General features: G+C 54.6%; 19 protein-coding genes. 13 read left to right on the top strand and 6 right to left on the bottom strand.

From position 1 onward, the window contains the following. Window positions 1-13 precede the first annotated feature (13 nt). From LJF34_RS25865 to LJF34_RS25845, 5 genes are all read left to right on the top strand, one after another. On the top strand, window positions 14-1,408 hold the full coding sequence (locus tag LJF34_RS25865; RefSeq protein WP_231189054.1) for a hypothetical protein: 1,395 nt from the start codon (window positions 14-16) through the stop codon (window positions 1,406-1,408). 6 nt (window positions 1,409-1,414) lie between these two features. Next, complete coding sequence (locus tag LJF34_RS25860; RefSeq protein WP_231189052.1) at window positions 1,415-1,561, top strand: hypothetical protein; 147 nt, start codon at window positions 1,415-1,417, stop codon at window positions 1,559-1,561. Window positions 1,562-2,001: 440 nt separating this feature from the next. Then, window positions 2,002-5,220: a hypothetical protein gene (locus LJF34_RS25855; protein WP_231189050.1), complete on the top strand. Its 3,219-nt coding sequence runs from the start codon at window positions 2,002-2,004 to the stop codon at window positions 5,218-5,220. Beyond that, entirely contained in the window at window positions 5,220-6,269 is a 1,050-nt protein-coding gene (locus LJF34_RS25850) for a hypothetical protein (protein ID WP_231189048.1), read from the top strand. Before LJF34_RS25855 ends, LJF34_RS25850 begins: the two co-directional genes overlap by 1 nt. 28 nt (window positions 6,270-6,297) lie before the next feature. Then, entirely contained in the window at window positions 6,298-9,462 is a 3,165-nt protein-coding gene (locus LJF34_RS25845; RefSeq protein WP_231189046.1) for a type IV secretory system conjugative DNA transfer family protein, read from the top strand. Here the strand turns inward: LJF34_RS25845 and LJF34_RS25840 are convergent. Then, window positions 9,459-10,007, bottom strand: coding sequence for a hypothetical protein (locus LJF34_RS25840; RefSeq protein ID WP_231189044.1), 549 nt, complete (start codon window positions 10,005-10,007; stop codon window positions 9,459-9,461). The two genes, LJF34_RS25845 and LJF34_RS25840, sit on opposite strands and share 4 nt — an antisense overlap. A 1,858-nt stretch (window positions 10,008-11,865) precedes the next feature. Here LJF34_RS25840 and LJF34_RS25835 point away from each other — a divergent pair. The 5 genes from LJF34_RS25835 to LJF34_RS25815 all read left to right on the top strand — a co-directional run bounded on the left by LJF34_RS25835 (window position 11,866) and on the right by LJF34_RS25815 (window position 17,455). Then, a complete protein-coding gene (locus LJF34_RS25835; protein WP_231189041.1) occupies window positions 11,866-12,438 on the top strand; it encodes a DUF3267 domain-containing protein in 573 nt (190 codons plus the stop codon). 1,117 nt (window positions 12,439-13,555) lie between these two features. Beyond that, window positions 13,556-13,915, top strand: a complete 360-nt coding sequence (locus tag LJF34_RS25830) for a hypothetical protein (RefSeq protein WP_231189040.1) — start codon at window positions 13,556-13,558, stop codon at window positions 13,913-13,915. A 1,068-nt stretch (window positions 13,916-14,983) separates the two neighbouring features. Next, entirely contained in the window at window positions 14,984-15,433 is a 450-nt protein-coding gene (locus LJF34_RS25825) for a MarR family transcriptional regulator (protein WP_231189036.1), read from the top strand. 116 nt (window positions 15,434-15,549) lie between these two features. Next, window positions 15,550-16,659 carry an MFS transporter gene (locus tag LJF34_RS25820; RefSeq protein ID WP_231189034.1) on the top strand — a complete coding sequence of 370 codons (1,110 nt, stop codon included), beginning with the start codon at window positions 15,550-15,552 and terminating at the stop codon, window positions 16,657-16,659. Between the two features lie 544 nt (window positions 16,660-17,203). Further along, window positions 17,204-17,455 carry a thioredoxin family protein gene (locus tag LJF34_RS25815; protein ID WP_231189032.1) on the top strand — a complete coding sequence of 84 codons (252 nt, stop codon included), beginning with the start codon at window positions 17,204-17,206 and terminating at the stop codon, window positions 17,453-17,455. A gap of 104 nt (window positions 17,456-17,559) precedes the next feature. On the opposite strand, the gene LJF34_RS25810 is transcribed toward LJF34_RS25815, so the two are convergent. The 4 genes from LJF34_RS25810 to LJF34_RS25795 form a co-directional block, all read right to left on the bottom strand. Beyond that, window positions 17,560-18,300, bottom strand: a complete 741-nt coding sequence (locus LJF34_RS25810) for a hypothetical protein (protein ID WP_231189031.1) — start codon at window positions 18,298-18,300, stop codon at window positions 17,560-17,562. Between the two features lie 235 nt (window positions 18,301-18,535). Beyond that, a complete protein-coding gene (locus LJF34_RS25805) occupies window positions 18,536-18,730 on the bottom strand; it encodes a hypothetical protein (protein WP_231189029.1) in 195 nt (64 codons plus the stop codon). Window positions 18,731-19,152: 422 nt separating this feature from the next. Beyond that, a complete protein-coding gene (locus LJF34_RS25800; RefSeq protein WP_231189027.1) occupies window positions 19,153-19,353 on the bottom strand; it encodes a hypothetical protein in 201 nt (66 codons plus the stop codon). Window positions 19,354-19,553: 200 nt separating this feature from the next. Further along, the gene (locus LJF34_RS25795; protein ID WP_231189025.1) at window positions 19,554-19,976 is read right to left on the bottom strand and encodes an SWIM zinc finger family protein; all 423 of its coding nucleotides are present in this window, start codon (window positions 19,974-19,976) and stop codon (window positions 19,554-19,556) included. 133 nt (window positions 19,977-20,109) lie between these two features. Here LJF34_RS25795 and LJF34_RS25790 point away from each other — a divergent pair, with 133 nt between their 5' ends. Further along, complete coding sequence (locus LJF34_RS25790; RefSeq protein ID WP_231189024.1) at window positions 20,110-20,592, top strand: nucleotidyltransferase domain-containing protein; 483 nt, start codon at window positions 20,110-20,112, stop codon at window positions 20,590-20,592. Beyond that, on the top strand, window positions 20,589-21,047 hold the full coding sequence (locus tag LJF34_RS25785) for a HepT-like ribonuclease domain-containing protein (protein WP_231189023.1): 459 nt from the start codon (window positions 20,589-20,591) through the stop codon (window positions 21,045-21,047). Before LJF34_RS25790 ends, LJF34_RS25785 begins: the two co-directional genes overlap by 4 nt. A gap of 252 nt (window positions 21,048-21,299) precedes the next feature. Here the strand turns inward: LJF34_RS25785 and LJF34_RS25780 are convergent, their stop codons facing one another. Beyond that, the gene (locus LJF34_RS25780) at window positions 21,300-21,536 is read right to left on the bottom strand and encodes a hypothetical protein (protein WP_231189022.1); all 237 of its coding nucleotides are present in this window, start codon (window positions 21,534-21,536) and stop codon (window positions 21,300-21,302) included. A 433-nt stretch (window positions 21,537-21,969) separates the two neighbouring features. Here LJF34_RS25780 and LJF34_RS25775 point away from each other — a divergent pair, with 433 nt between their 5' ends. Continuing rightward, window positions 21,970-22,431, top strand: a complete 462-nt coding sequence (locus LJF34_RS25775; protein WP_231189021.1) for a twin-arginine translocation signal domain-containing protein — start codon at window positions 21,970-21,972, stop codon at window positions 22,429-22,431. Window positions 22,432-22,724 lie beyond the last annotated feature (293 nt).

Raw genomic sequence — 22,724 nt, 5'->3', positions numbered from 1 at the left:
CACTCTTTTGACCATGATATGGAATCGTAACACCAGCTGGCTGCCGGCGCTCTGTCTCGTCGCGATAGTCGTACTACTCGCTACACCCGTCGGCGCCCAATCAGCCGCGGCGAACAACTCGACCACCGAGCAGAACCACTGGATCGGTCTCCCTGGCGCCGGGCAAACGTCACCGCCGGCTAACGCGACGACAACGACGAGCGGGAACAACTCGACGAGCGGCGGGAATGGCAAGGACGGCGGCGGGGGCCTTGTCGACGACATCCTTGGCGGTGGTGGCGGTGGGCTAGTCCCATCGATTAACCCGGTCGACATGGCGAAGGGCCAGCTCAAAGCGATCGCTGGAATCTTCCTCGGCATCGGGAAAGGCATCGCGAATACGGTTCGTGATAGCGTCGCGGCAGTGCCAGCGCCCGGGCAAGCCGACAAACCGAGTACGTGGGTCAATCCGCAGAATGGCCTGTGGCCCGGTGTGTATACAGCCGCTCGGTGGACCTCTGGCCTCGCTGCGGTGGCGCTCATGGCCGGGTTCGGTATGTCGTTCTACCGCTCGGACCCGTACGAAAAGCGCCAGGCCTGGAAGCGTGTCGGTATCGCGTTTCTCATGGTCGCGACGACCTGGATTATCCCCCCGCTCATCCTCCACCTCGCGAATGAAACAGCCATGTCGGTCGCTCCTGATGGTGCTGAGTTCATTCGGACGAACTCGAAACTCGCGAAGCTGGGCGTCGGGATTGGCGTCGGTGCGCTCCTTGGATTGATACAATCGGGGACGATCGCGGTCGGGATTCTCGTCCTCGGCCTTGAGCGCGCCCTCATTTACTTGAGCGTGTTCTTATGGCCGCTCGCCTGGTCGTGCCGGTGCTTCTCCGGGTTCCTGAAGAGCATCGGCGACACGTTCGTCTACCTCTTTGGCGTCGTGATCGTCACGAAGCTCTTTCAGGCACTCGTCCTTCGGTTGCTTGCCGATTTGCCCTGGACGTCAGGGGCGCTCGGTATTCTGGAGACGTTTGTCCTCGTTGTTGGCGGGCTCGTCTTCGCCTTGGTCATTCTCCCGAAGGAGATGCTCGCGCATGCGAACGACGCGGCGTCGGTCGCGCTCGGCACCTCCGCGTCAAACCAGCGAAAGGCGGGCGAATACGTTGACAAGGCCGGTGAGCGCGTCGGCCATGCGGTCCATGAGAAGTACCAGGACTATCGCAGCGACGATGGGTCGAGTTGGGAGCAGTCAGAGAATTCGACGTTTAGCGCTGGCTCGTCAGCGGACAATGAGACGGTGAACTACCACTCGGTCGATAACGCACTGAATGCTGACGGCGGCATCGACGCCCAAGCTGCCCGCGAAGAACAGGAGCGCGCTGATTACGAACTGAACCGTGGTCGCGATATCCTTCAGCGATACGAGTGATCAACTATGACAGATGATACCACAGCCGACCCGTTCGAACTGGCAGAAGACGACGGATACCACCGAATCACACTTGGACAGACCGGAATCGGGAAATCCCGGCTGATGGCCGCGAATGTGGCTCGGTGGTATGCAGAACAGCACGACGACTAACCCCCGTTCCGGTTCACGCCACCATCCCAGTGCAAGGCTGGGAAACGGGCCTCAACAATGACAGAACATTCAGCGGAACGACGTCAGAACGAGTCCACCGATGAGATTCTTCCTGACATGCGCCTTTCGGCACTTGGGACTGTGCTGTTTCTCGTAGGTGCCTTGCTCGTCGTCGTTCCTGTCCTCTCCGTGCTCCCAGTTTGTCCGCTTTCGATGACGAAAGAGACATCTCGGCTCTCAGGGTGCGCACTCGGAGGTATGTCTATCTTCACCCATTTCCGCCCAGTATTGGCCTCGGAGTGGTTTGTGGTTGGGATCTGTCTCGGTACCCTTGGCTTCGGTCTCAGGTTCAGTCGTTGAAGTAGATCTCACGAGAGGTTTACGACCCGTTTCGGTTCACGCCGCCGTCCCAGTGCAAGGCTGGGAAACGGGCCTTACCCATGACAACCAACGAAGACACGCCGAAAGACCCGACACAACTCGTCCCGCCCTACGTCGACTCCAGTCTCGACTTTCACGGATTCAACGTGAACGATATGCTCTACAGTGCCCCAGGTGCCGGTCTGATGGGCGTTAGTGGCCTCGCTGCCCTATTCGGCGCCCCACTTGTCCCCTCTGCAGTGGGCGCCGGTGTCGGCGCGCTGGGTGGCCTTGGCGCCTTCGGGCTCGCGATCTCTTCCGACGAGTACACCTCGGGATTGGACCGGATTAAGGGCCCGCTCGCCCAGTTGAAGGCTAGCCGCACCCTGCCGAAAACGGGCGACGAAGCGGCGACTGTCCATGGCGTGAAGCGGATCCACGCTGATGGCACCGCCGAAATGGAGGATGGCCGTCTCGTTGCACTGGCGCGGATTTCTGGTCGGAATACGGCGATGCAGAAAGAGAGCGAGGCGCGAGAAATGATCGGCCGAGTTCGAACTGAACTCGACCAGCACGTGAGCGATTTCAGTTTCCGCCTATTCAGTTCCGCGCTGGAAATCGACCCGCGCGACGTCACCGAGAAATATCGTTCGAAGCTCTATTCCTCGGAGTACGCCGGCGAGGAATGGAAACTGGCCCGCGAACTGTTACGGAGCGTCATTCAGTGGACCGAGAACACCGATTTCCCCCGCTTCGACGCTCGCGAGTGGCAGCACTATCTCGTCGTCGAGGTTCGCCCAGACGAAGTCGCCGTGTCGGATATGACCGACGAGAGCGAGATTCGCTCGCTGCTATTCGGCGGCGACGATGAACAGTGGGAGGCAAAGCGGCGGCGGATGCAGCGGGAAGTGAAAACCCGCCTGTCTCGCCTCTGTCGGGCGTTCGGGAGCACTGACGGGTGTGAGACCACCCAAGTGGGTCCGGCTGAGCATGCGCTTCTCCTGGGCCGCTACTGGAGCGGTACGGAACACTCCTTCGACACTGAACGGGTGACGAAAGATATCGATGCCGCGGTATGGCCGCATAGTGCCGAGAAGGGCGACAGTCCGCGCCCGGAAGCCGTGAATGCAACCGATACACCACGGACGGGCGTCGCAGACGTCGCGAGGGTCGAAGCGACAACGGACGGCGGTACCGTCTCGCAACCAGTCGCAACGAGTACGCACGCGGATGAGGACGCCGACGAAGACACGTCGTTCCTCGCGCAGGTTCGCGAAGGGTTGCTCGCTCCGCTCACGGGTGGCGACGACGGTGGCACCGGTTTGGCTCATGATCGGGTACAGGAACTCCTGGCCCCGCAAACCTTCGACGCTCGCGATGGCTACGTTCGAACGGGGCAACAGTACTGCCGAACCTACTGGATTGCTGATTGGCCGGTCGAGCCACGCGAGAAATTCCTGGAGCAGATCTACACCATGCGAGGCGTGGATGTGGACGTCTGTTTGGACGTTCGCGAGCGGGACAAACGCATGACCGAGCTGGAGTTGAAGGACACAATCGGGGAGATTGACGCGAACATCGACGAGCGCAAAGACGTGAGCGACGTCTCGGCGATTCTCGTCGAAGACGACCTGGACCCATACGTGAAGATGTACAAACTTCTCCACCACACGCAAGCCCAACCGTGGGATTTGAGCGGGTACGTGACGGTTCGGGCTGGTACTCGGCAGGCGCTCGATAAAGCCGAGGAGCGAATCGAAGAGGGGCTAGCGACCGAAGACGACCTCACGTTGGACATCGCGAAACACCGGGCGCTCGAAGACGACTGCGACAACGTTCGGGACACCCTCGAAAGCGCACCCGCTCATCTGACGGTGCTGGCCCCGGAACAGCGCCAGGCTGAACTGTTCGAGTCATGTTCGCCGAACGGACGGGACAAATTCGCGGATGTCTCAACACGCAAGCGCTATTCGCTCACCCTTTCGGGGACTATCGCGGCGGCCTTCCCGCCGGTATCCGCCTATATCGACCAGGAGGACGGCGTCGAGCAGGGCCGGAACGTCCAGAACGGCAGCGAAATCATCAAAGACCAATTCTCGGTCGCGCCCGGTCACCGACTGACGATCGGGAACTCCGGCAGCGGGAAATCCTACCACGTCGGCAAGCAAGCGACCCGCTGGTATCTGGCAGGCGAGGACCGTACGCTCATTCTGTGCGATACGATGGGCGAGTTCGGGAGTCTCATCGAACTCTTGAACGGCCAGCATATCACAGTGGATGGCTCACAGACGATCAACCCGCTCCACATCGAGGAAACGCCCGAGGAAGCGTTAGCGGCATCGGGGAACCTGGATCCGTACGATATGAAGTTCACCGAGGCGCGCAACTTCATCCTCGACATGATTGGGGACGAAGCTGGCGAATTCGCGCCGCTCGTCTCCGATGCCCTGAATGCCACCTACGAGGAGGCGGGGGTGCTGAAAGAGGACGTCACCACGCACAAAGCCGAGAACAGCCCGACGATGGCCAATTTCCGGGAGACCGTCAACGACATGGGCGAGAATCCGGGCGAGTACGTCGACTCGGAGTTAGAGAAGGCCCAGATCCAAGAGAACGCGGGCCCGCTCCTTCGCCGTCTCAGTGGCTTCAAACAGGGCGGAGAACACGATGCGCTCGTCGGGGAATCCGAGGCGCACATTCGCCCAGGTGAAGTATCGTATCTCGATCTCCAACAGATCCAGGGGCTCGGCGCCGCGGCGGACAAAGCGACCATGCTCCAGTTGATGCTCGGCCAGGTCTACCAGGCGGTGAAACGGGCGCCGAGTAAGACGCTGTTCGTGATCGACGAAGCGCACTACCTCTTTCAGTCGAAGGAAATCCTAGCGTGGCTCCAACAGTCGGCGCGGCACTGGCGGCACTTCAACGCCGGGCTGTGGTTCCTTTCGCACCGCCCGAGCGACTTCGCGAGCGCTGACGACAAGGACATGCAAGAGTCCAAACGCGCCATTCTCGGCCAGGTCCCGACGACCGAGTTCTTCTACACGGACAAGCTGGAGGAAGAGGACGCGAAGACGCGCTTTGGGATGAACGACGAGCAACTGAACTTCATTACCAGCCAGGCCAAACGCGGCGAGGATGGGCTGGGTTACACTGACTATCTCGTCGATTACGCGGACGTCGAAGGGTGGATGCACGCTCAAGAACGAGCCTCTCCCTTCGAGGACGTCATCTATAGCTACAAGGCGAGTGAGGACGGGCCGTTCCGGCCGTACATCGAGGACGAATGGGGTGAGATCTGATGGGGCTATTCAGCCGGTCGAACAGCACGTTCACCGCATCTAGACTCAGCGAGCAGTACTTCCAACCGGCCGAGGAAACGCCAGGGACGCTCCTGCGAATCACGCCGCACAAAGACAACGACGGCATCCAGGGCGCGGCCCGCCTGTTGCAGTCAATCCACGACGTGCAGACAAAGGGGCTTCGTGGAAAGAACGTGAGCGACCATCACGCGTTCGAACTCTGGTTTGATGAAGGCCGTGTGAAATTCCTCATGCACGCTGCAACCGAGAAAGCCGCCATCAAGTACACGACACACTTGGAAAATGCGTATGCGAACTCAGACGTGCATACCGTCGAGGACGGTGATGGATTCCCACCTATCAATACTGACGACTATGTGGCCGCTGCGGAACTCGATATTGAGCGTCACTACTTCTATCCGATTCGCCATCACGAAGGCGATGGGTTCACTCATGACCCCTACAGCGAAGTGACGACCGAAATGCAAGGACCAGAAGAGACGCGGGTGGTCGTCCAAGTCGTCTTTCGGCCGGAACCCAAAGAGTGGGCGACCGACGATGGGGGTGGCCTCCTGCGCAGCGGTGAGAGCGTCGATGATGTCGCCGAGGGTTTGCGCCAAAACACGGTAACGGGATGGCTCGATCCACGCGAACGCGAGGCATCGAAAAAGGACAAGGACGCCGCGAAGATCATCGAACAGCAGCGCGGAAAGTACGCGTTCAATACGAACCTCCGAATAATCGCCGTTTCACCCGACAAGTACGAGGCCGAAGCCCGCTGTGAAGGCGTGGCGGGGATGTTTACTCGCTACTACAACAGCAAGACTGAACAAGGGTTCGAGGCAACGCCCATTTCGAAGAGTCGCCTTCCAGCGATTATCGAGTCATTCCACACTCGTGAATGGCACGACCGCGAGATGATTCTCACGATTGATGAGTTAGCAGGTGCAGCCCACATCCCGAACGAGGAGATCAACACACCGAATATCGATTGGAAAAACACCCAGCGGGGTAGCAGTATTCCACCGGATTCAGCACAGCAGCAGTAACGACCACCCCATCATTTCCAACCCATCCATGTCACTATTCAACTTCAATTCAGACGACGAGCCAGCAGCAGACGAACCGGCTACAGACGAGGTGAACGACGTACCCGACGAACTGCAGTCACTCACGGGCGAACCCTACCAGATCGACCCACAAGACCACATTCGGGAGGGTGGCACCTACGTGGCGACGAAGACCCCAAGCACGAGCCCAGACCGAGAGTACGACCTCGTGGCGAGTGAGCGGATTCGACGGGGGATTGAAGATGGCTATGAGAATTCTCAGTCACCGATCTGGGCTGGATACAACGTCTCTGCCCAGCAGGGCTACACCGCGACGGGTTTCCCGTTCAGAGATATGTTCCAACACCTCTGGGTGGTCGGCACCACTGGTGCGGGAAAAACGACTCTGTTGCTCAATCAGATGGTACAACTCGCGTATGCGGGCCATGGCTTCGTCTATTTCGACCCGAAAGCCGAGGATTCCCGTGAGTTGTTGCGCATGCTCCCCGAGCATCGACTAGATGATGTTGTGTGGATTGAGCCAGGGAGCGACGAGTTCGAAAAAACCGTCGCGATCAATTTCCTCGACGTGCCCGAGTGCGACACCGACGCCGAACGGGAACGGGCGATTGAAGACCGCCTGGAGGTGTTAAAAGCGATTTTCGATAATGACGAGTATTGGGGAATCAACATGGAGTCGATTACTGAATCGATGGGCCGGGCAATGCTCCGGCACAACGTGGAGGCTGACCATCCCCAGGACTACTATTCGATCATCGACTTCTACTTTGTATTGCTCAATCAGCAGCGCCGCGAGCAGTTCGCCCAAGAAGTTGAGGATCCGTTTGTAGCCGAGTTCGTCAATGAAATCGCGGAGATGGAAGACGATGAAGTGCGACCGTTGCTCAAACGGATCAAATCGTGGGTCGAAAACGGCATCATCCGACGTATTGCCGCGTGTCGCTCATCGACGATCGACTTTGAGGAGATCATCAACGACAACAAAATTGTCATCGTCCGCACCCCCGTCACGAATGACGATATTAAGCAGATGATTTCACTCGGGACGATGCGTCCCATTTGGACCGCAGTCCAGAACAAATCCTTCGATGGCAAGGAGCGCGAACCGTTCTTTGCCATCTTCGACGAGTCGGACAAAGTGCTGAATGAGAATCTAGACGTGGAGGACATGCTCGCGCGGGCCCGCTCGATGAAACTCTCGGTTACGTTAGCCTGTCAGTATCCCACCCAACTCAAGAAAGCTGGAGTGTTAAAAGCGGTTGAGAACAACTGTAACAACCTCATGGCGTTCCGGGTGAATGATGATGATGACGCCCGGCCGCTTATGAAGAAATTCCGGGGGTACGAGGTTGAAGACCTCATAGAGACGGAGAACTACCGGATTTGGACGCGTGTGCCCCTGAATAGTGGCGGGTACAGTGACCCGCTCAAACTCCATACGTTCCCACCCTACCCGCCACTCCGCTCCGAGGACGAAGTAGACGAGGTGATCCGGACCTCGCTCGATCAGTACGGACGGATACCACAGACGGACGAGGAGATACAACAAAACCTCCAGTTCGGCAGCCTAGGTGAGGCACTTGAAACGACCGTTGAAGAGCAGCAAGACAGTGAGCAGGCACCGGACGAACTGACGGACAAGGACGTGTTGGAAGCGCTCTTTGTGGCGGCGGTCGAGCGGATCGGCGACGGGATGGGTAGCGTCTCGGTACGGGAGATCGAAGCCGAGTGTAAACGGCGGACGAACTACGATAACTACCCGGCGTTCACGAATCTCGTGGTGGAGAAGCTGGGTGGATTGGTCGAGACGCAGCGAGCAGACGGGAAAGTCATGGCGTCACTTACCGAGCAGGGTCACACGAAACTGTTCGAGCAGGACACCGGCAAGGGCGGCAGCGGTGGCGGTGAAGATCACCGCTGGGTGCTTGGTGAGTCATTCAAAGCGTTCACCCGGTTAGGCTGTCGGGTTTCGTTACCGAGCCAGGACGAAGGCGGTGAACTTCCCGATGGTGTTGCGGACCTCCCGATTGATCCAACAGCCGAGCCAACCCTCCCGAAGATCGAGGAGAAGCGCGAGGAGCTAATCAATCGCTATGGAGACCTCTACGAGTTCTCTAACGGCCAGCACATCAGCATTGAAGCCGAGACGACCACGATTCAACGGCCGATGCAAACGCTCACGAATCTGCGTAAAGCCATTGACGACAACCGGAAATGCGTGTTTACAACCAAGGACGCAACGGCATCGAAAGGCACGTTCGAGTATTGGGCGCGCCGGGGCGAACGGATCATCTACAAGACGACCGGGCGGGGGCGAGGCGTTGAAACAGACTACTCGGCACTGACCTGTGCAAGCGAAGGCACTGACGGGAATCGGGTGTTCTTCAATATGGGCGAAGCAGTCCAGCCGGAAGCGAACCGATACGCACTCCGACCCGCTGTAGACGGTCTGAACAAGGATAGTGATACGGTGCAGTGGCGGGAAGAGGGCAATGAGATCGTCTTAGTTCACACCCAGACAAACGAGGAGTATGCCCGGTTCATCGGCACCGATGGCGTGCAGGCCGCCGACAAGGCGCAGTTTCCCGCCTACTATCACTACGATCCGGGTGAGCGGACCTATACGATCTACCACAACGGAACCGAGCGCACCTACGGCAGTCAAGAGGAATGGGCAGACGAGTGGAAGAAAGTTCCACGTCCATACTTGCCCGAGGTAGAATTCAGTCGGATGCCGATCGAGGATGATTTTGAGTTCGTCATTTTCCCGGATGACGACAACGACACCTACGACGAGCCGCAGCGCTACGAGCGGGGTGAGATTCGACCACTGTTTGGTGATGAGCAGACCGGCGAGAAGACAAGTGACAACGAGGGCGGCGACGATCAACAGCCGGAGCAAGAGGCAGGCCCAGCAGCAGAGAGAACGGACCCGGCATCAGAACCAGATGATGAGCCATCGGATGAATCGAACGACACAGAGCCAGCAGAGCAGCCCGCAGATACGGACGATGAAATAACTGAAGAACTGGCTGCTACTGAACCAACGGGGAGTGAGGCAGAGGTAAGCACTGAATCACCAACCGAATCGAGCGATGCAGAACCGACCATGAACGAGAGTCAATCAGACGAGGATGAGGACGGTTCAGACCGTTTCAATATCCTGACTTAACCCAGAGACGGGTCGGGATTTTTCTCTTCTGCAAACTCCCGCAATTCCCCATCATGCTTCTCGTTGAGATAGTCGTTCATGATCGTCATCTGCTCCAGCAGCTTCTCGACTCCTCGGTTTAGTTCATTCAAATCGACATCTTCACTCTGTACTGCCACTGTTGACTCGCTCCCGTTCTCCAGGTCGTCAACCCGAGCGGCTAACCGAGAGACATCCGCCTTCACATTCTCTAAGTCATCTGAGAGATCAGCAGTGTCAAACTCCTCTTCGACAATCGCCTCAGCTAGGTCTTCTCCGTCGGCTGTGAGGGTAGCAACCTTGGGTGGTATCTGACCATCATCAGTCATCTCGGGCTGCATCAGATCAACGAAGTCGGGAGCCAACTTGTTCTTGAGTCGATATGGCACCTTGGTTCCCTCGGTGACACCTGTGATCGCCTTGATCTCACTCGTATCGGCGGTCCCATCTGACTCATGGATGGCCGCGAGTATCTGGCGTGAAATCCAGTCGAGATTCGAATTAAAGTCTGGCCGAGAATCAACCATATCTACCTATCACATATCTATATACATAAAACCAATGCCCTCAAATATAGGCCTTAATTTGACGGCTATAAAATACATGCCACAATAAGGGGTGTTAGTAGGGGGTATTGAGGGTATTAAAAGGAAGCACAATAACAATAGACGGGAACACCACCCGTTACGAAACACAATCTGGATACCAACCAAGCGAGGCACACCAGAAAAAAAATAAATAATTGAAATCAGACAAAGCCGAGGTCGACAAAGGCCGACAACCAACACAAACGACACAGAAGGGATTCAACCAGGAACAAGCAATCAGGGATTCAACTGAGAGCGACAGACCGACCAGAGTACAGTTCGATACAGGGGGGATTCACCAGAGCAACAGCCAAGCAGAAATCGAAGAAGTATCAAAAAGTGGATATTGAATTGAGAACAGCAGAGCGACAAGAACTAGGCGAACAGCAAGGGGAAAAACAGGAAGAGCAAACAGCAGACAACAGGACGAGAACAAGAAAGAAGGGGTTCAACTGAGTCGAGAAAAGAGGGGGTTCAGGAGGGAATCAGTAGAGTGATACAAGAAGTGAGGAGCGACAGCAATCAGCCGAGAATAACAGCAGGGTGGTATCCAATAGAGAACGAGAAAGTGGTGTTCCAAGGGTGCTACAGCCGGTGGAAATGTCAAGGATAGGAACAGGGAGAACAGCGATCGAGAAACCGAAAGCGAGACAGCAAAAGTGGAAGGCAACGAGGAGAGGTCAGATCAAGTTCAGCATATAGAGCAACAGCAGTCAGCAGCTATACACTAATGGCAAATATATTATAGTTCTCAGCGAGAGGGGAAGCCAGCAGGCAACAAAACAGAGGCAGTGTTACAGCGGAAGTCCGGTGTGGTGAAATGAGTCAAGACGACGGTCGATCAGCCGAGCAGGGCGAGCAAAGCTGAACTCGAGCAGCACCAATCAGAGACAAACAGCCAACAGCATCAGCAAGGGTGAATCCCACATGAGACGACACACCTGAAATCCCACAATGGAGTGCTACATCTGAATCCCATTTCTGGTTCGACCAGCTGAATCCCATATGAGAGCTCAGTTGAGGAATCTACAACAAGAACTAGAGAAGGAATTACCGCGGGTATCGATCAACGACAGCACAACAGAGAAAAATCCCAGGCTGCTACAGCAGGGTGGAACCCCAGCTAGTATCGAGAGGGCGAACCCCAAGGAGGAACACGACACCGGAACCCCCGATCAGTGAGAGAAGAGGAACCCCGTGGTCGAGCAGCACGGGTGAAAGGTGACCGAGCGCCAGAGAGAACATCCAGCGGATCGAGCTCTGCCCGGCTTCCTATTGGGCCGGTTAAATTCAACATCCCATGGCAAGCGCCGCTGTTGCACGAGTAGATTCCAAACTTGCGAATGGCAACTCGATCGGGCTTTGGCAATCGATCAGGGGACCTAGAATTCACGTAAACGCGGGTGTTGCACGTCGGGATAACAGTCCCCCTACCCCAGAAGATGATGCTATGCAAATATTTATTTTGTAATGAATTTATTGGTAACTCATGTACTTCCGGTATCGCCTTCTCATCGGGGCATATTTTTTCTGGATCACGGCAGTGATACTGCTCATTTGTGCTCAAGTAGGACTTCTTCCCCTTTATGGAATCGTCGAACAAACCGTCTTTGTTGGTGCGATGATTGGAGTGGTTATCGGAGCAGTGCGGATTCTCATCCGTGGTGCTACCCGCCTCCGAACACTTGTTAATGACTACAAATGGCGTCGACTTCACTGAGTATACTCTATAACTGGTCTTGAATTCTGTAAGCGCTCTTAGACCGAGGAAGAACAGCAGAAGGAATACTATGAGCACATGACCCAGAACAGGGGGCTCGCCTACGAACCGTTTGAGCCATCGTGGACTGTTGGGCCGTTCTTCCCACTAGCCGTGGGTGTGGCATGGGCGCTGTTTGTGCTCATCGACATGGCGGCCTTTCTCCTCTTTCCAACCCAGACGCTCGCGATGGCTATCGTTCCAGTCATCACGGTCTGCGTGACCTTTGTGCTGCATGAATGGCTACATGCGCTCGTTGGCTGGTGGTATGGGTGTCAGGTATCCTTTGGCATCGACATTAAACGACGGGACCTGACACCGTATGTTGTCTCAGCAGGCACTAAGACACGTAACGAACAGCTTGTAATTTCTCTGGCACCGCTTGTCGTTCTCAATGAGGTTGCGCTCGTCGTGATCGCCCTGAGTGTCCCGTTCTCCATGGTGTGGTTCCTTGGGGTGGTCGTGTTCGCGACGAATACGTTTGGGTCGATTCAGGGGGTTGACTCCGACATTGCCACCGTGTATCGACTCTGGCAACTTCCGTCCACGATACGGATTCGAGATCGAAAAGGCCAGCCACGTCGGTTTCTCCGGGTGAAGACCGATGACTAAAACGACTTAACGCGCCCGTCTACAATGGATGTTGGTAGTGTTGCAGCTCGTGGGACAGTCATCTCTGCATTAGCAGGAGTTGGGCGTATCCGATGACAGCCAAGGGACTGTCCAGCATGTTGCAACGAGTTAGGAAGTGGGCGGGTTTAGGCCAACGAACTGTTTTCCGTGAACAGCAGCAGGACTGTCATTAGGAGTGAGCTACTAGGACTGTCTGTGAGAGCGAGTGTGATTATGGAAGAAGAGAGCGTCTCACGGTAGTGTACAGTAGATTTACTCCGGAACTGTGGTGTGATAGTAGTGGATTGTCCAGATAGCAGATGTCGACTGTCTATGATATTGAATTTCACTTGAAAAGCGGGGTGGTTGACAACAGAGTAGGCACCCTGTTTCTGCCGGCCGACTGTCCTCCAGTTACCAATAGCAGTTATTCGGTGCGCTTCCAAGCACGTGTCATCAAGAGTATTGACCCGATCACCTGCAACAGCAAACACAGCGGAACAACGCAAGTTGGTGTATACACTTCATGATTTTTAAGCAATATCCTCGATGGCGGCAAAATAGTGTTATCTCCCGGGTTAAATACGACTTGCATTCAAAGCCCATACTTAAAGACGGTTTCCACTTGTTCTATTTTCCTGTACCGAAGCGCAACTGATTGGGATGCACTGCAGTCCTGCAGAACTACCAGAACTCATGGTAACAACATCACCTGCCGAGAGCCACTCCGGGGAACAGTGTGAGAACTGCAACGCGATGACACCGCACCAGATAACGATCGAGATTATCACCGAGAACGAAGACAATTCAAATGCAGCGTTCTCTCGAGAGCCTTACCGCGTCACAGAGTGCCAGCAGTGTGGTACGACAACCAAACAGCGCGCGAACAACATGTGAACAAAAAGTAAATAATGTCTCAGACAACCATCTCACGCCAACCAGAGTCACGAATCGCTGACACTCGCTGTCAAAACTGTGGCAGCTTTGTGACGCGTGATTTTGCACGTGTCTTCGGTGACAATCAAAACAGCGTTCATGGGTGTTTAGATTGCATGAATGGCACCGACGTGAAAAATGGCCACGCAACTCAGTTATAACACGTTATTCGGTCATACATATGATATCTGGAAAAACGATCAACAATCTCGAAGGCATCACTAACGAAGAAACTGACGGGAGTCTTTCGGAAACGGAAATCAACGAATTGCTTTCGAACCGGCGCCGACGAGTGATTCTTTCGTATTTACAGGTATGTGACGGGCCGGTCAAAATCGAATCGCTAATCGAACACCTCACCTACCAAGAATTGGAGGGATGCTCGGGAGACAGATCAACTCGACTCTTCGAAGAGATTACGGAGGCCGTCTGGAGCGATCATTTGCCACTCCTCGCCGAGCACGATGTCATTAAGTACGATCGAGAGAGCGGAAAACTGCGTGGCTGGACTAATGCCGGTCAGCTCACGCACCGCCTGTGAGAGTACGATAGCTGATTGGTATCGATAGATCCAGACACGAGTGGTGGAGGTAGCTCATTCACTGCAGCAGAGGCCGTAGCCGAAGATCCGGCCCCTTGTACGAAGCGGACAAAGCGATCAAACCGTTGTGTTCAATTGGTAGCGATACTGTTCGCCCAATTCTAGCGGTTGCAAAAACTAGAAGATTCGGTCGAGTTGAGCGTGACAGTCAACAGTGGAATGAGTGGGTGATCGTGGTTAGAATGCGTGATAAGAGCGTGTTCTGCGTGACGAAGAGCACAAGACCCGTGTTTTGGTGACACGATTGTCTGCGTTCAACGCCCTCTCCATTGGTGGGAGACAAACACGCTCGTTCTCCGTGGTCGTCGTGACCGGATTACGACTACCGACGGAGAAACCACGAGGAACACTGCAGTACTGGCTGCCGAGACGGATCAGCCACGTCATAGAAATCCCACGATGGAGAGGTTACTTGATGCCCGGTCGCACGAAAATGCCGTATTGCACGCTGATTGACTTCATGCGACGAATGCTCGCGTGTACTTGTTTGCCACTGACATTCAACGCAGCTGAGGATCCGTTCATCTGTCATATGCGCAGGTCAGAGATGGCGTCGGTTGATCAGCGCGGTTGCGTTTCCAAGGGATTCATTTGGACGCCCGTTGCGTTCGGTCAGCGGCACCCTGTCCGAGGATGAGCGCGTTTTCGACGAGGTTGTCCTGGCCTCGTTGGCGCCGTTCAGAGACCGAAGCGAAGTGGAAACATAAAGGTTAGTATGATCTACTAACTCACAACAGGTTCAAAGTCCAAGCACGAGTGAGAGAACGGACTCACGCAGAACACTGCAACCCGTGAAAATCTCCCTCGTATCTGTTCCTTGTTGCGAGAACTACTTAAATAAGAATTCGGTCAGTAACCGACGCCTTCCACAACATGATTGATACTATAATTCCGTTTATGGGGGGATCAGTCATGAGCTACTGTCTAGACCATGGTTCGACGTCTAGGTATTTAGTTGCGGAGGCAACTAATCGGCACGATTAAGTTGCTACAGCAACTACTTTTCCTATGACCGATACAGAAATCGCCCCTAAAATCTCACTCGCAGGGCGCGCATTGAGTGTCCGTATCGAACGCGGGCTTGAACCATACGGCATTGGTCGGGGAGAGTACCGTGTCCTCTTCGCGCTGTATAACGAGGAAGGGATTTCACAGACGACGATCGTCGAGCGGCATCACTTGAACAAGGGAGTCATCGCTCGCGTCGTCCGGCGACTCGAAGAGAAAGGGTACGTCGAGTGCCACCCTGACCCCGACGACAAGCGGCGAAAGCTGCTCTATCTCACGGACGACGCGGAAGCCATCCGGTCGGAGATAGAGGACCTGAAAACGACCATCGACGCCGAACTAGTGGAGGGACTCAGCGACGACGAAATAGCGACGCTCGCGAAAGGGTTGCAGGTCGCCACTGAGAATCTCGGTGTCGATATAGAAGCAGAGATAGAGGATCATCAATGACCGAACCGCCCGACGAATCGCCGACCAAACATCGACACGGAGGGGAAGAGTCGTTGCTATCGCGCTCACCGGAAACTGCCCTCTGGGTCATCATCGCATCGGGAACGTTGACCGTGATGGCAGGTGCGATCCTCGGCCCGGTCGTCAACGGCATCCAGAACGGCCTCGGCGTCTCGGGGTCGCTCGCTGGACTAATTATCACGACACACGGCCTATTCATCGTTCTCACGAGTCCGATCGCGGGGTCGCTCATCGATCGGTATGGTCCCCGCCAGCCGTACGTTCTCGGCTTGCTCCTGTACGCTATCGCGGGTGGAGCGGGGTTATTTATTGATTCGTTCGTTGTCCTTCTTGCCTCCCGAGCAGTACTCGGTGTCGCAGTGGCATTCGTCTACACTTCGATTACGGTGCTCATCTACAACCTCTTCGCTGGCAGACGGCAGGATAAGGCGATGGGACTGCGCGGAAGCGCAAACAGTCTCGGGGCCGCGGTCTGGCCACTTGTCGGCGGTGTGCTTGGTACCATCTCGTGGCATCTTCCCTTTGGCGTCTACCTGCTCGCCCTCCCACTCGGTGTCCTCGCATATCTCACCGTCCCGGAGCCAACGTTGGATTCAACTCGCGGTGGGAACGATCCCGACAACGGCGGTATCAGTGGTGTCATCCGTGAATTCCAGCGAACACCGCTCTTACCGCTCGTCTACGGGCTGTACTTTGCAACGAATGCACTGCTCTACTCGATTGTTGTTTACTATCCGCAGTTACTCGCTGGGTTTGGAGTGTCGTCGTCGTTCGTCATCAGCCTCTACCTCTCGGCGCTGGGTATCGCCGGCGGTGTGAGCGCGTACTTCTACGACCGGATCAAGCGACGATTCAACTATCGTCAGCTCACTGGTGTAGCTCTTGTACTGTGGCTTGTCGGCTTCAGTCTCGCCGCAGCTGCCACATCACCCCTTCTCGCAATTCTTCCGGTTGTGCTGTTCGGCGTGGGACAGGGATTGGTTTTTCCGACCGTCCTGCTCTGGGTCGAGGAGTTGATTCCTGCCAATAGACAAGGTCAGTTCAGTTCCTACGTGGCGATAGCCGGGTACGTTGGACAATTCCTCTCGCCGATCCTCTTCGGAGTTATTGCCGATCCGTTCGGGGTTCGAACAGTCTTCGTCACTGCTGCAGCCTTCGCTGGAGTTGTGCTCGTTTTAGCGGGTATCCGATACGCCATGCAATAGCGCCATCTGCAGTGAGACTCACCCCATCCGTTTTTTGTGTTATTGACGACCCCCAGAACATTGGGAGTTGAAAAATCGATCCGACTTGGCTCTAACCATCCAGATTTTAAACTGGTCGCTAGCGCTTATGGACGAGAGTGGCTGTACATCGACTCTCTGGTTATGATGCACTCCAAGGATAACGGGGTAGCCCCGTAGAACCCTCTGAACCCTATGATTCGATGTATTCGATATATTCCCGATAGACGAGATTCCGGGAGATTCCGTGTTCGAACGCGGCTTCTGAGATCGCGTCTGCCGTATCCATTCCTCCGTCAATGTACCGTTCTGCCGTTCGAACAGCGGGACCTAAATTCGGATGATAACTCATGACTGACTCGGTCGGACGAAAATACCGCACGTCCATTGCACGTCATCCATACAATTCCTCCAGTAAAAAGTGTGTATGACGGATATATTATACAATATATGTGATTTTCATGGTAGCCAGCAAGCAAGAGAACAATTAAGGTGGATCGATTGGCTAGACCGAAGACGGACAACAATGACAGAGATACTCCAGTTTTCGACACCCTCCTGTGGTCAGTGCCCGCAGCAAGCAGAAATCCTTCAATCGCTGGCAGCGGACCGACCGAGTGTACAGTTCGAGAAAATCGATGCGACGGAGGCGACAGCCAAAGCCAACGAGTACGGTGCTCGGTCCGTTCCGTCGACAATCGTTCTCGACGATGATGGAGCGGTCATCTCCAAATTCGATGGTCTGACGCAAGCCGCCACAATTGAGGACGTTCTATAGCGACGATCGCTGAATTGAGGGCGGATTTATCGTTCTCGACAACTCCGCCTGCTAGTAATAGGGTTTCATAGTAAACCTACAAATGAAAACCTCCAGAAGGGGTTTTAATCGTCGTCACTTGGCTGTGGGCTTGGAGTTCCCTGCTGGGCACTGCTCATCCATTCACCGATATGCTCGGCAACGTAGTCACGTCCACCCCATCCAAACGCGACGCCCACGCCGATAGCGATGGCGGCTGCGAATCCCCATGCAAGGGCACGACCAAAGACATAGAGAATACCGACGTCGATTCCCATCGTGTCGAGACCAATGACAATGGCGGTGAAGTACAAGAATAGTCGAGTTCCCGTCGCGAACCAATTGGTGTAGGCAGTATGTGTTGCTGCTCGCGTTCGCATGATGGCATCGCCGATGAAATCAGCCACCACGAATCCGAGAATGATGACCAACAAACCAGCGATTAGTGCTGGGAGGTACGAGACAGCTGTCGCAACCCACTGTGAAAGTGTCGAAATTGCGAGGACGTTTGCTGCTGCCAAAATCGCGAGTGCATAGATGAACCATGCAGCGAGTTTGCCGAATGCACCCGACACTGCACTTTCGGTGCCGCCCAACATTCGTCCGAGTGGTGTATCGAGCACCATTCGATCGAGTTCAATTCGATCGGCAATTCGTCGGACAACTGCCGCCACGGCGCGTCCGATCACCCAGCCAATGAGCAGGATAACAAGTGCACCAATGAGCCGTGGGAGCAGTGCGATGAACCCCGAAATTGGGTCTTGCAGCCATCCGGGAATGCCGCTGATTTGTAGGACAGTACTGGTGACGATGTCGTGTTGTGTCATTGTATTAGGTCTCCTCCACGCTATCACGTGGGTCATCAGAAAAAGAGAGTACAGCCAATTTGTTCTTGGCTGCCTAAATCACGACGGGAGATGAGTAACAGAGAATGAACCTAGTTGTGTGTCATTCGATTGCTGTCAGAGAGAAAGTGGACAATTTGGAACTGTGACAGGACAAGGACATTTAAACCGAGGTTGGAGCATGCGAGAAAGACCGGCTGTTCCGTGGGTCACAGCTCTATTTCGGTAATGAGAGTAGTTGATACGGGTCATCCGCACCGAACACTCGCATCAGTGTCTCGGCCCCGATAACAGCGGAGGTGAAATCGCCGCCGACGTGGGATTTTAACTCCTTGGAGAGCGATTGAAGCTCGGATTCAGTCCACTGGGGTCCAGCGATCCCAATGATGTCAAATCCTGGTGATGGTACCATACCCGCTCTCAACAGCGGACAAGAGGATAAGTATTGGTTGAATAACACTATCTGTGGGGTGTAATGACTGAAATGAACTGGGTCAAGAGATGATAGTACTGCCGACGACAGAAAAGTGCTGACGAACAGTATCCACTTCCTCATGAACAAGTCATCCTCTGATGCGGTAAATCGCTCGCAGCACGTGGAGTAGAAGCTATCCACCCAGCGGTAAACGTTGCTCTGTGATTCGTGTCATCGAACTCATGGTACTGCTACGCGTGAATGAATCACGTGCCGGACGGTTTCGCTGAATTGTTTCAATCATGGTATCGGTAGGCCTTCCAGGTCAGCAAGAGTGTGATCTCGTGGGCGAGTTCACAGGGACGGAAACTTGTTTCGTGAAATGCGATCGGAGAATAGCTAGTGAAAGGCTACTAGTATTACACGTTGTTCATTCGTTGGCTTGTTGTCTCACCGCACTTCTGGCACGTTGCAACTCGATATGGTTCACGCGAGAACTCGGTATTCTCTTGTTTCATACTTTCAGTTCGGATCTCGATCGAAACTGTATGTGTGGTCTCACGCTTGCAGTTCTCACATGGTTCAATCTGCGTCTGTGCCGTGTGATGTTCTCCCGCCATGAAACCCCCTGCTCAGGACATAACTATACCGACACCAACATAAATCGCACTCTTTGTTAACTCGTGTTCGAGCTGAGTATTACAATATGAACAGTAGAACTGTTGGTTGCCGTATTATCACACTCTACGAATGTTCGCTAGTTATCTGTATCCGAGAACGCCAATTGGCGTGCCATGGATAAAAAGGGTTGAAGCGGTGGTTAGTTCGGTAGTTCTTTTCGTCCCGTTCTCACGCACGGCCAGCACGGGAAGCCACCAAGGCCGTCACAATCGTAATCCTCCGGCGGCTTGTTCTCGTCGTCGCTAGGAGCCTCAACGTCGTCGCTCTCGTCGTTGTCCTCCGAGGGGAAGACGTCAAGATCGCCGTCAGCAGCGGCATCTTCAACGCCCGTCATGTGCTTACAGAATGCGCTCCGGTGGACGTGGTGTGGGCACGTACAGGCCATTGCGTCGCCCGTCACGTCGTCCAGCGTCACGAAGTATCGGTGTTCAGTGGGATTGTCGTGGCTCTCGTTGGTCACTTCGACCATTCCGGGAGCCTCGATCTGGAAACTGAATTGTTCGGTCTGTGCGCGTTTCTGTGCCGTCTCGGCAGCTTCAAGGGATGCAGTTGTTTTCCGCACTCATGGATCTGTCCACATAAGCTTCGTTCTCAGATGGGAACGCATCGAGTATTCCGTCAGTAGCGGTGCCTACAACGGCTGCCATGGGTTCACGCTTGGTTTTTATATGTCCCTAGCGCGTATCTATTCCACAATGAGAACCGTCGAGACAGCTTCCATCGATAACTCTCTTCCAATCAACCGATTGAAATCGGTTCTCCGAGAGCATTCGGTGCAACTCGCAATCCTCTTCGGTTCACACGCAACAGGAACGCTGCATTCAGAGAGTGATATCGACATTGCAGTTGAACTCAATATCACACAGCGGGCCGATCCTGCGTACAATGAGGCGTTTTTCGGCCTGAGTGCCGACCTGAGTGCCACGCTTGGGACCGATGATGTAGATCTGGTGGATGTTCACACTCTCTCACCGGCTATTGCGGAGAATATTTTTAAAGAGGGTGTCCTACTCGTCGGCGACCAACAGCACGCCGAAGAGCTTCGTCACGAGGTGACGAATGGAGGCTTTGACAATCGATCGCCGCGTGATCGGTTCGATGACGCACTTGGGAAGATCGACCAACACCTTGGCGGGTCGGCTGTACCAGCAACCGATGGATCACGGGAAGAGAGATGACGACAGAAGGCTTCCCAGCGGATCGTCTCAATCGAATTCTGACTGCAGTTGAAACTATCGAGGAGAGTCTGGGAGTTCTTGCGCGGAAGCAACAATTGAGTCGGCAAGCATACAAGGCTAATTCCGATTCCCGTGATATTGTCGAGCAGAGATTTGTGAAGATGACCGAGGCATCGATCGATATTGGAGAAGAACTCGTAAAGTATGAGCGTGGGCAACCACCACGAAGTAATCCGGAATCGATGCGGGCGCTTGGTGAAATCGGCGTGCTGACTCCCGCCACAGCTGAGCAAATGGCACAGGGGGCACGATTCCGGAACGTACTCTCACATACATATGGCCGAATTATCGACCATGACACGGTTTATAATGCCTTACAGGATCTTGAGCGCTATCGAATGTTCGTAGTCGAAATTCGTGACTATCTCGAGTCCATCGATGCACTCGATGACTAAGAGCGAACCAAAATGCCTCAAGATAACTGGAGAATTAAAGCACGAAGATTAGTATGATATACTAACTCGTTGCGCACTCTCAATCCGATGCAAGGCGATAGCGACCGCGTGCGCTTGTGCTCAGTCAAGCAGGGCGCGCTCAGTCATCGGCGTGTCGTCGCGTTCGGTCGTATCCGCGCTTTCGCTGGGCATTCGCTAGGCAACATCGGACAGCGTTGTTTGGCGTGACAGAAATGAAAAAAGGGAGACGGGTTAGCAACAGTCGGTGAGTGCGTCCTTCCGGGTGGCTTCCACGTCACAGTTTTCACATTTCCAGTAGGTGTGATCGACGGTGCCGTACTTGTCGTAGCCAGTGTGCGGGCCACTGATACGCTCGTCGTCCGATGGGAATGCGTCAAGTGTTCCGTCCTTGGTTGCGGTTTCGACGGCGGCCATGTGTTTGCAGAATGCGTTGCGGTGGTGCGCTGTGCTGCTTGCGTCGGAAAGCACTAATCTACCCAATTCGTTCGTAATAACCGCCCATCGGGCAGTTCGTCCTGATGGACCACGATCAACTCAAGTAACGGGCGTAACCCCTCAAAATTCGGCCCACGGCGGATCTCCCCCGACTCTCGATCCCAGTCAATGAACCCTGCCTCCGCGAGCATCGGAAGAAGAATTGTCTCGGGCTCGCTCGCGATCTCGGCGATCCTTTCATGGGTAAATATCACTTCCCATGAATACCGGGCTCGTCTACAGCGTCCTTTACTCACCCTTGATGATTCCCGCTGTTTGGGAGAGAAATGGAGGCTAGTAATCCTCGATACCACACCAGAAATCACCACTACCAACAGGGGGCTTACAGTAGGAGTATGTTGAAATTCTGAACATTATGGGTGCTTTATACTGGAGATGAGCATAGTTATGACCGGAGAATTAAAGAATGTCAGAAGAGACAATAAAAGACGGAACCAACATCGAGTCGAATGATCGACGATCGTTCATGAAGAAAGGCGCGCTCGCGACGGGTGCGCTCGCATTGGGATTGGGGAGTGCTGGCACCGCGGCAGCACAGTCCACCAACGTACTGGTCTACACCTACGACTACCACCCGAACGTGCAGTTCCGGGTCGTGAACTCGTTGGAAGCAGCGACAACGGTTCGCCTCCTCGAACGGCCTGGTGGCGGCAACGTGCCGGAGATCAGCCAGCCGGACAACTACAACGGCTACATCATCCGCTACCTGCTCGGTGGCGATGGCGGTGGTGGGCAGGGTTCGATCACCACGTTCATGTTCAAACAAGGTGGCCAGTCCCTAAGCCAAGGGGACACGCGGCGGTTCAGCGGTGATGCGTCCATCTTCAGCAGCGAACTCAACCTGCTCAGTACTTCGCTTCAAGGGTAGTTGAAACGGACTGACTACGTTGGAATCTAGTTGGTCATCACTTTCGTCTCCTTTTCTTGTTGTGTTTCGATCATCGATTTTTTGACGCGTTTTCAATAGAGATGCATAGTGGTGGTGATCTTACGTCGTATGGAAATCGTTGCAGGAGTTTTTGATATCTCCAATTCTCACGACCCAGCAGTCAATCTGGGGGCAAGTTGTCCCTATATAGTTGACGAGGTCGTCGTTTGAGAATCGACATCGAATGAAAATTGCTCCGGCCTGTGCACGGTTCTGTGTCGTCTCGTCAGCTT

Source organism: Haladaptatus sp. DYF46, assembly GCF_021083305.1.
GTDB lineage: Archaea > Halobacteriota > Halobacteria > Halobacteriales > Haladaptataceae > Haladaptatus.
Note: the sequence above shows the minus strand (reverse complement) of the source record. Positions and strands in the feature narration are given on the sequence as shown.

What these genes read in the sequence shown, in the direction of transcription:
- LJF34_RS25830 (WP_231189040.1), top strand. Translation starts at nt 13,556, where the DNA reads ATGATATCTGGAAAAACGATCAACAATCTCGAAGGCATCACTAACGAA.
- LJF34_RS25850 (WP_231189048.1), top strand. Translation starts at nt 5,220, where the DNA reads ATGGGGCTATTCAGCCGGTCGAACAGCACGTTCACCGCATCTAGACTC.
- LJF34_RS25855 (WP_231189050.1), top strand. Translation starts at nt 2,002, where the DNA reads ATGACAACCAACGAAGACACGCCGAAAGACCCGACACAACTCGTCCCG.
- LJF34_RS25775 (WP_231189021.1), top strand. Translation starts at nt 21,970, where the DNA reads ATGTCAGAAGAGACAATAAAAGACGGAACCAACATCGAGTCGAATGAT.
- LJF34_RS25865 (WP_231189054.1), top strand. Translation starts at nt 14, where the DNA reads ATGATATGGAATCGTAACACCAGCTGGCTGCCGGCGCTCTGTCTCGTC.
- LJF34_RS25835 (WP_231189041.1), top strand. Translation starts at nt 11,866, where the DNA reads ATGACCCAGAACAGGGGGCTCGCCTACGAACCGTTTGAGCCATCGTGG.
- LJF34_RS25785 (WP_231189023.1), top strand. Translation starts at nt 20,589, where the DNA reads ATGACGACAGAAGGCTTCCCAGCGGATCGTCTCAATCGAATTCTGACT.
- LJF34_RS25790 (WP_231189024.1), top strand. Translation starts at nt 20,110, where the DNA reads ATGAGAACCGTCGAGACAGCTTCCATCGATAACTCTCTTCCAATCAAC.
- LJF34_RS25845 (WP_231189046.1), top strand. Translation starts at nt 6,298, where the DNA reads ATGTCACTATTCAACTTCAATTCAGACGACGAGCCAGCAGCAGACGAA.
- LJF34_RS25800 (WP_231189027.1), bottom strand. Translation starts at nt 19,353, where the DNA reads ATGGCGGGAGAACATCACACGGCACAGACGCAGATTGAACCATGTGAG.
- LJF34_RS25825 (WP_231189036.1), top strand. Translation starts at nt 14,984, where the DNA reads ATGACCGATACAGAAATCGCCCCTAAAATCTCACTCGCAGGGCGCGCA.
- LJF34_RS25805 (WP_231189029.1), bottom strand. Translation starts at nt 18,730, where the DNA reads ATGGTACCATCACCAGGATTTGACATCATTGGGATCGCTGGACCCCAG.
- LJF34_RS25815 (WP_231189032.1), top strand. Translation starts at nt 17,204, where the DNA reads ATGACAGAGATACTCCAGTTTTCGACACCCTCCTGTGGTCAGTGCCCG.
- LJF34_RS25810 (WP_231189031.1), bottom strand. Translation starts at nt 18,300, where the DNA reads ATGACACAACACGACATCGTCACCAGTACTGTCCTACAAATCAGCGGC.
- LJF34_RS25820 (WP_231189034.1), top strand. Translation starts at nt 15,550, where the DNA reads ATGGCAGGTGCGATCCTCGGCCCGGTCGTCAACGGCATCCAGAACGGC.
- LJF34_RS25840 (WP_231189044.1), bottom strand. Translation starts at nt 10,007, where the DNA reads ATGGTTGATTCTCGGCCAGACTTTAATTCGAATCTCGACTGGATTTCA.
- LJF34_RS25860 (WP_231189052.1), top strand. Translation starts at nt 1,415, where the DNA reads ATGACAGATGATACCACAGCCGACCCGTTCGAACTGGCAGAAGACGAC.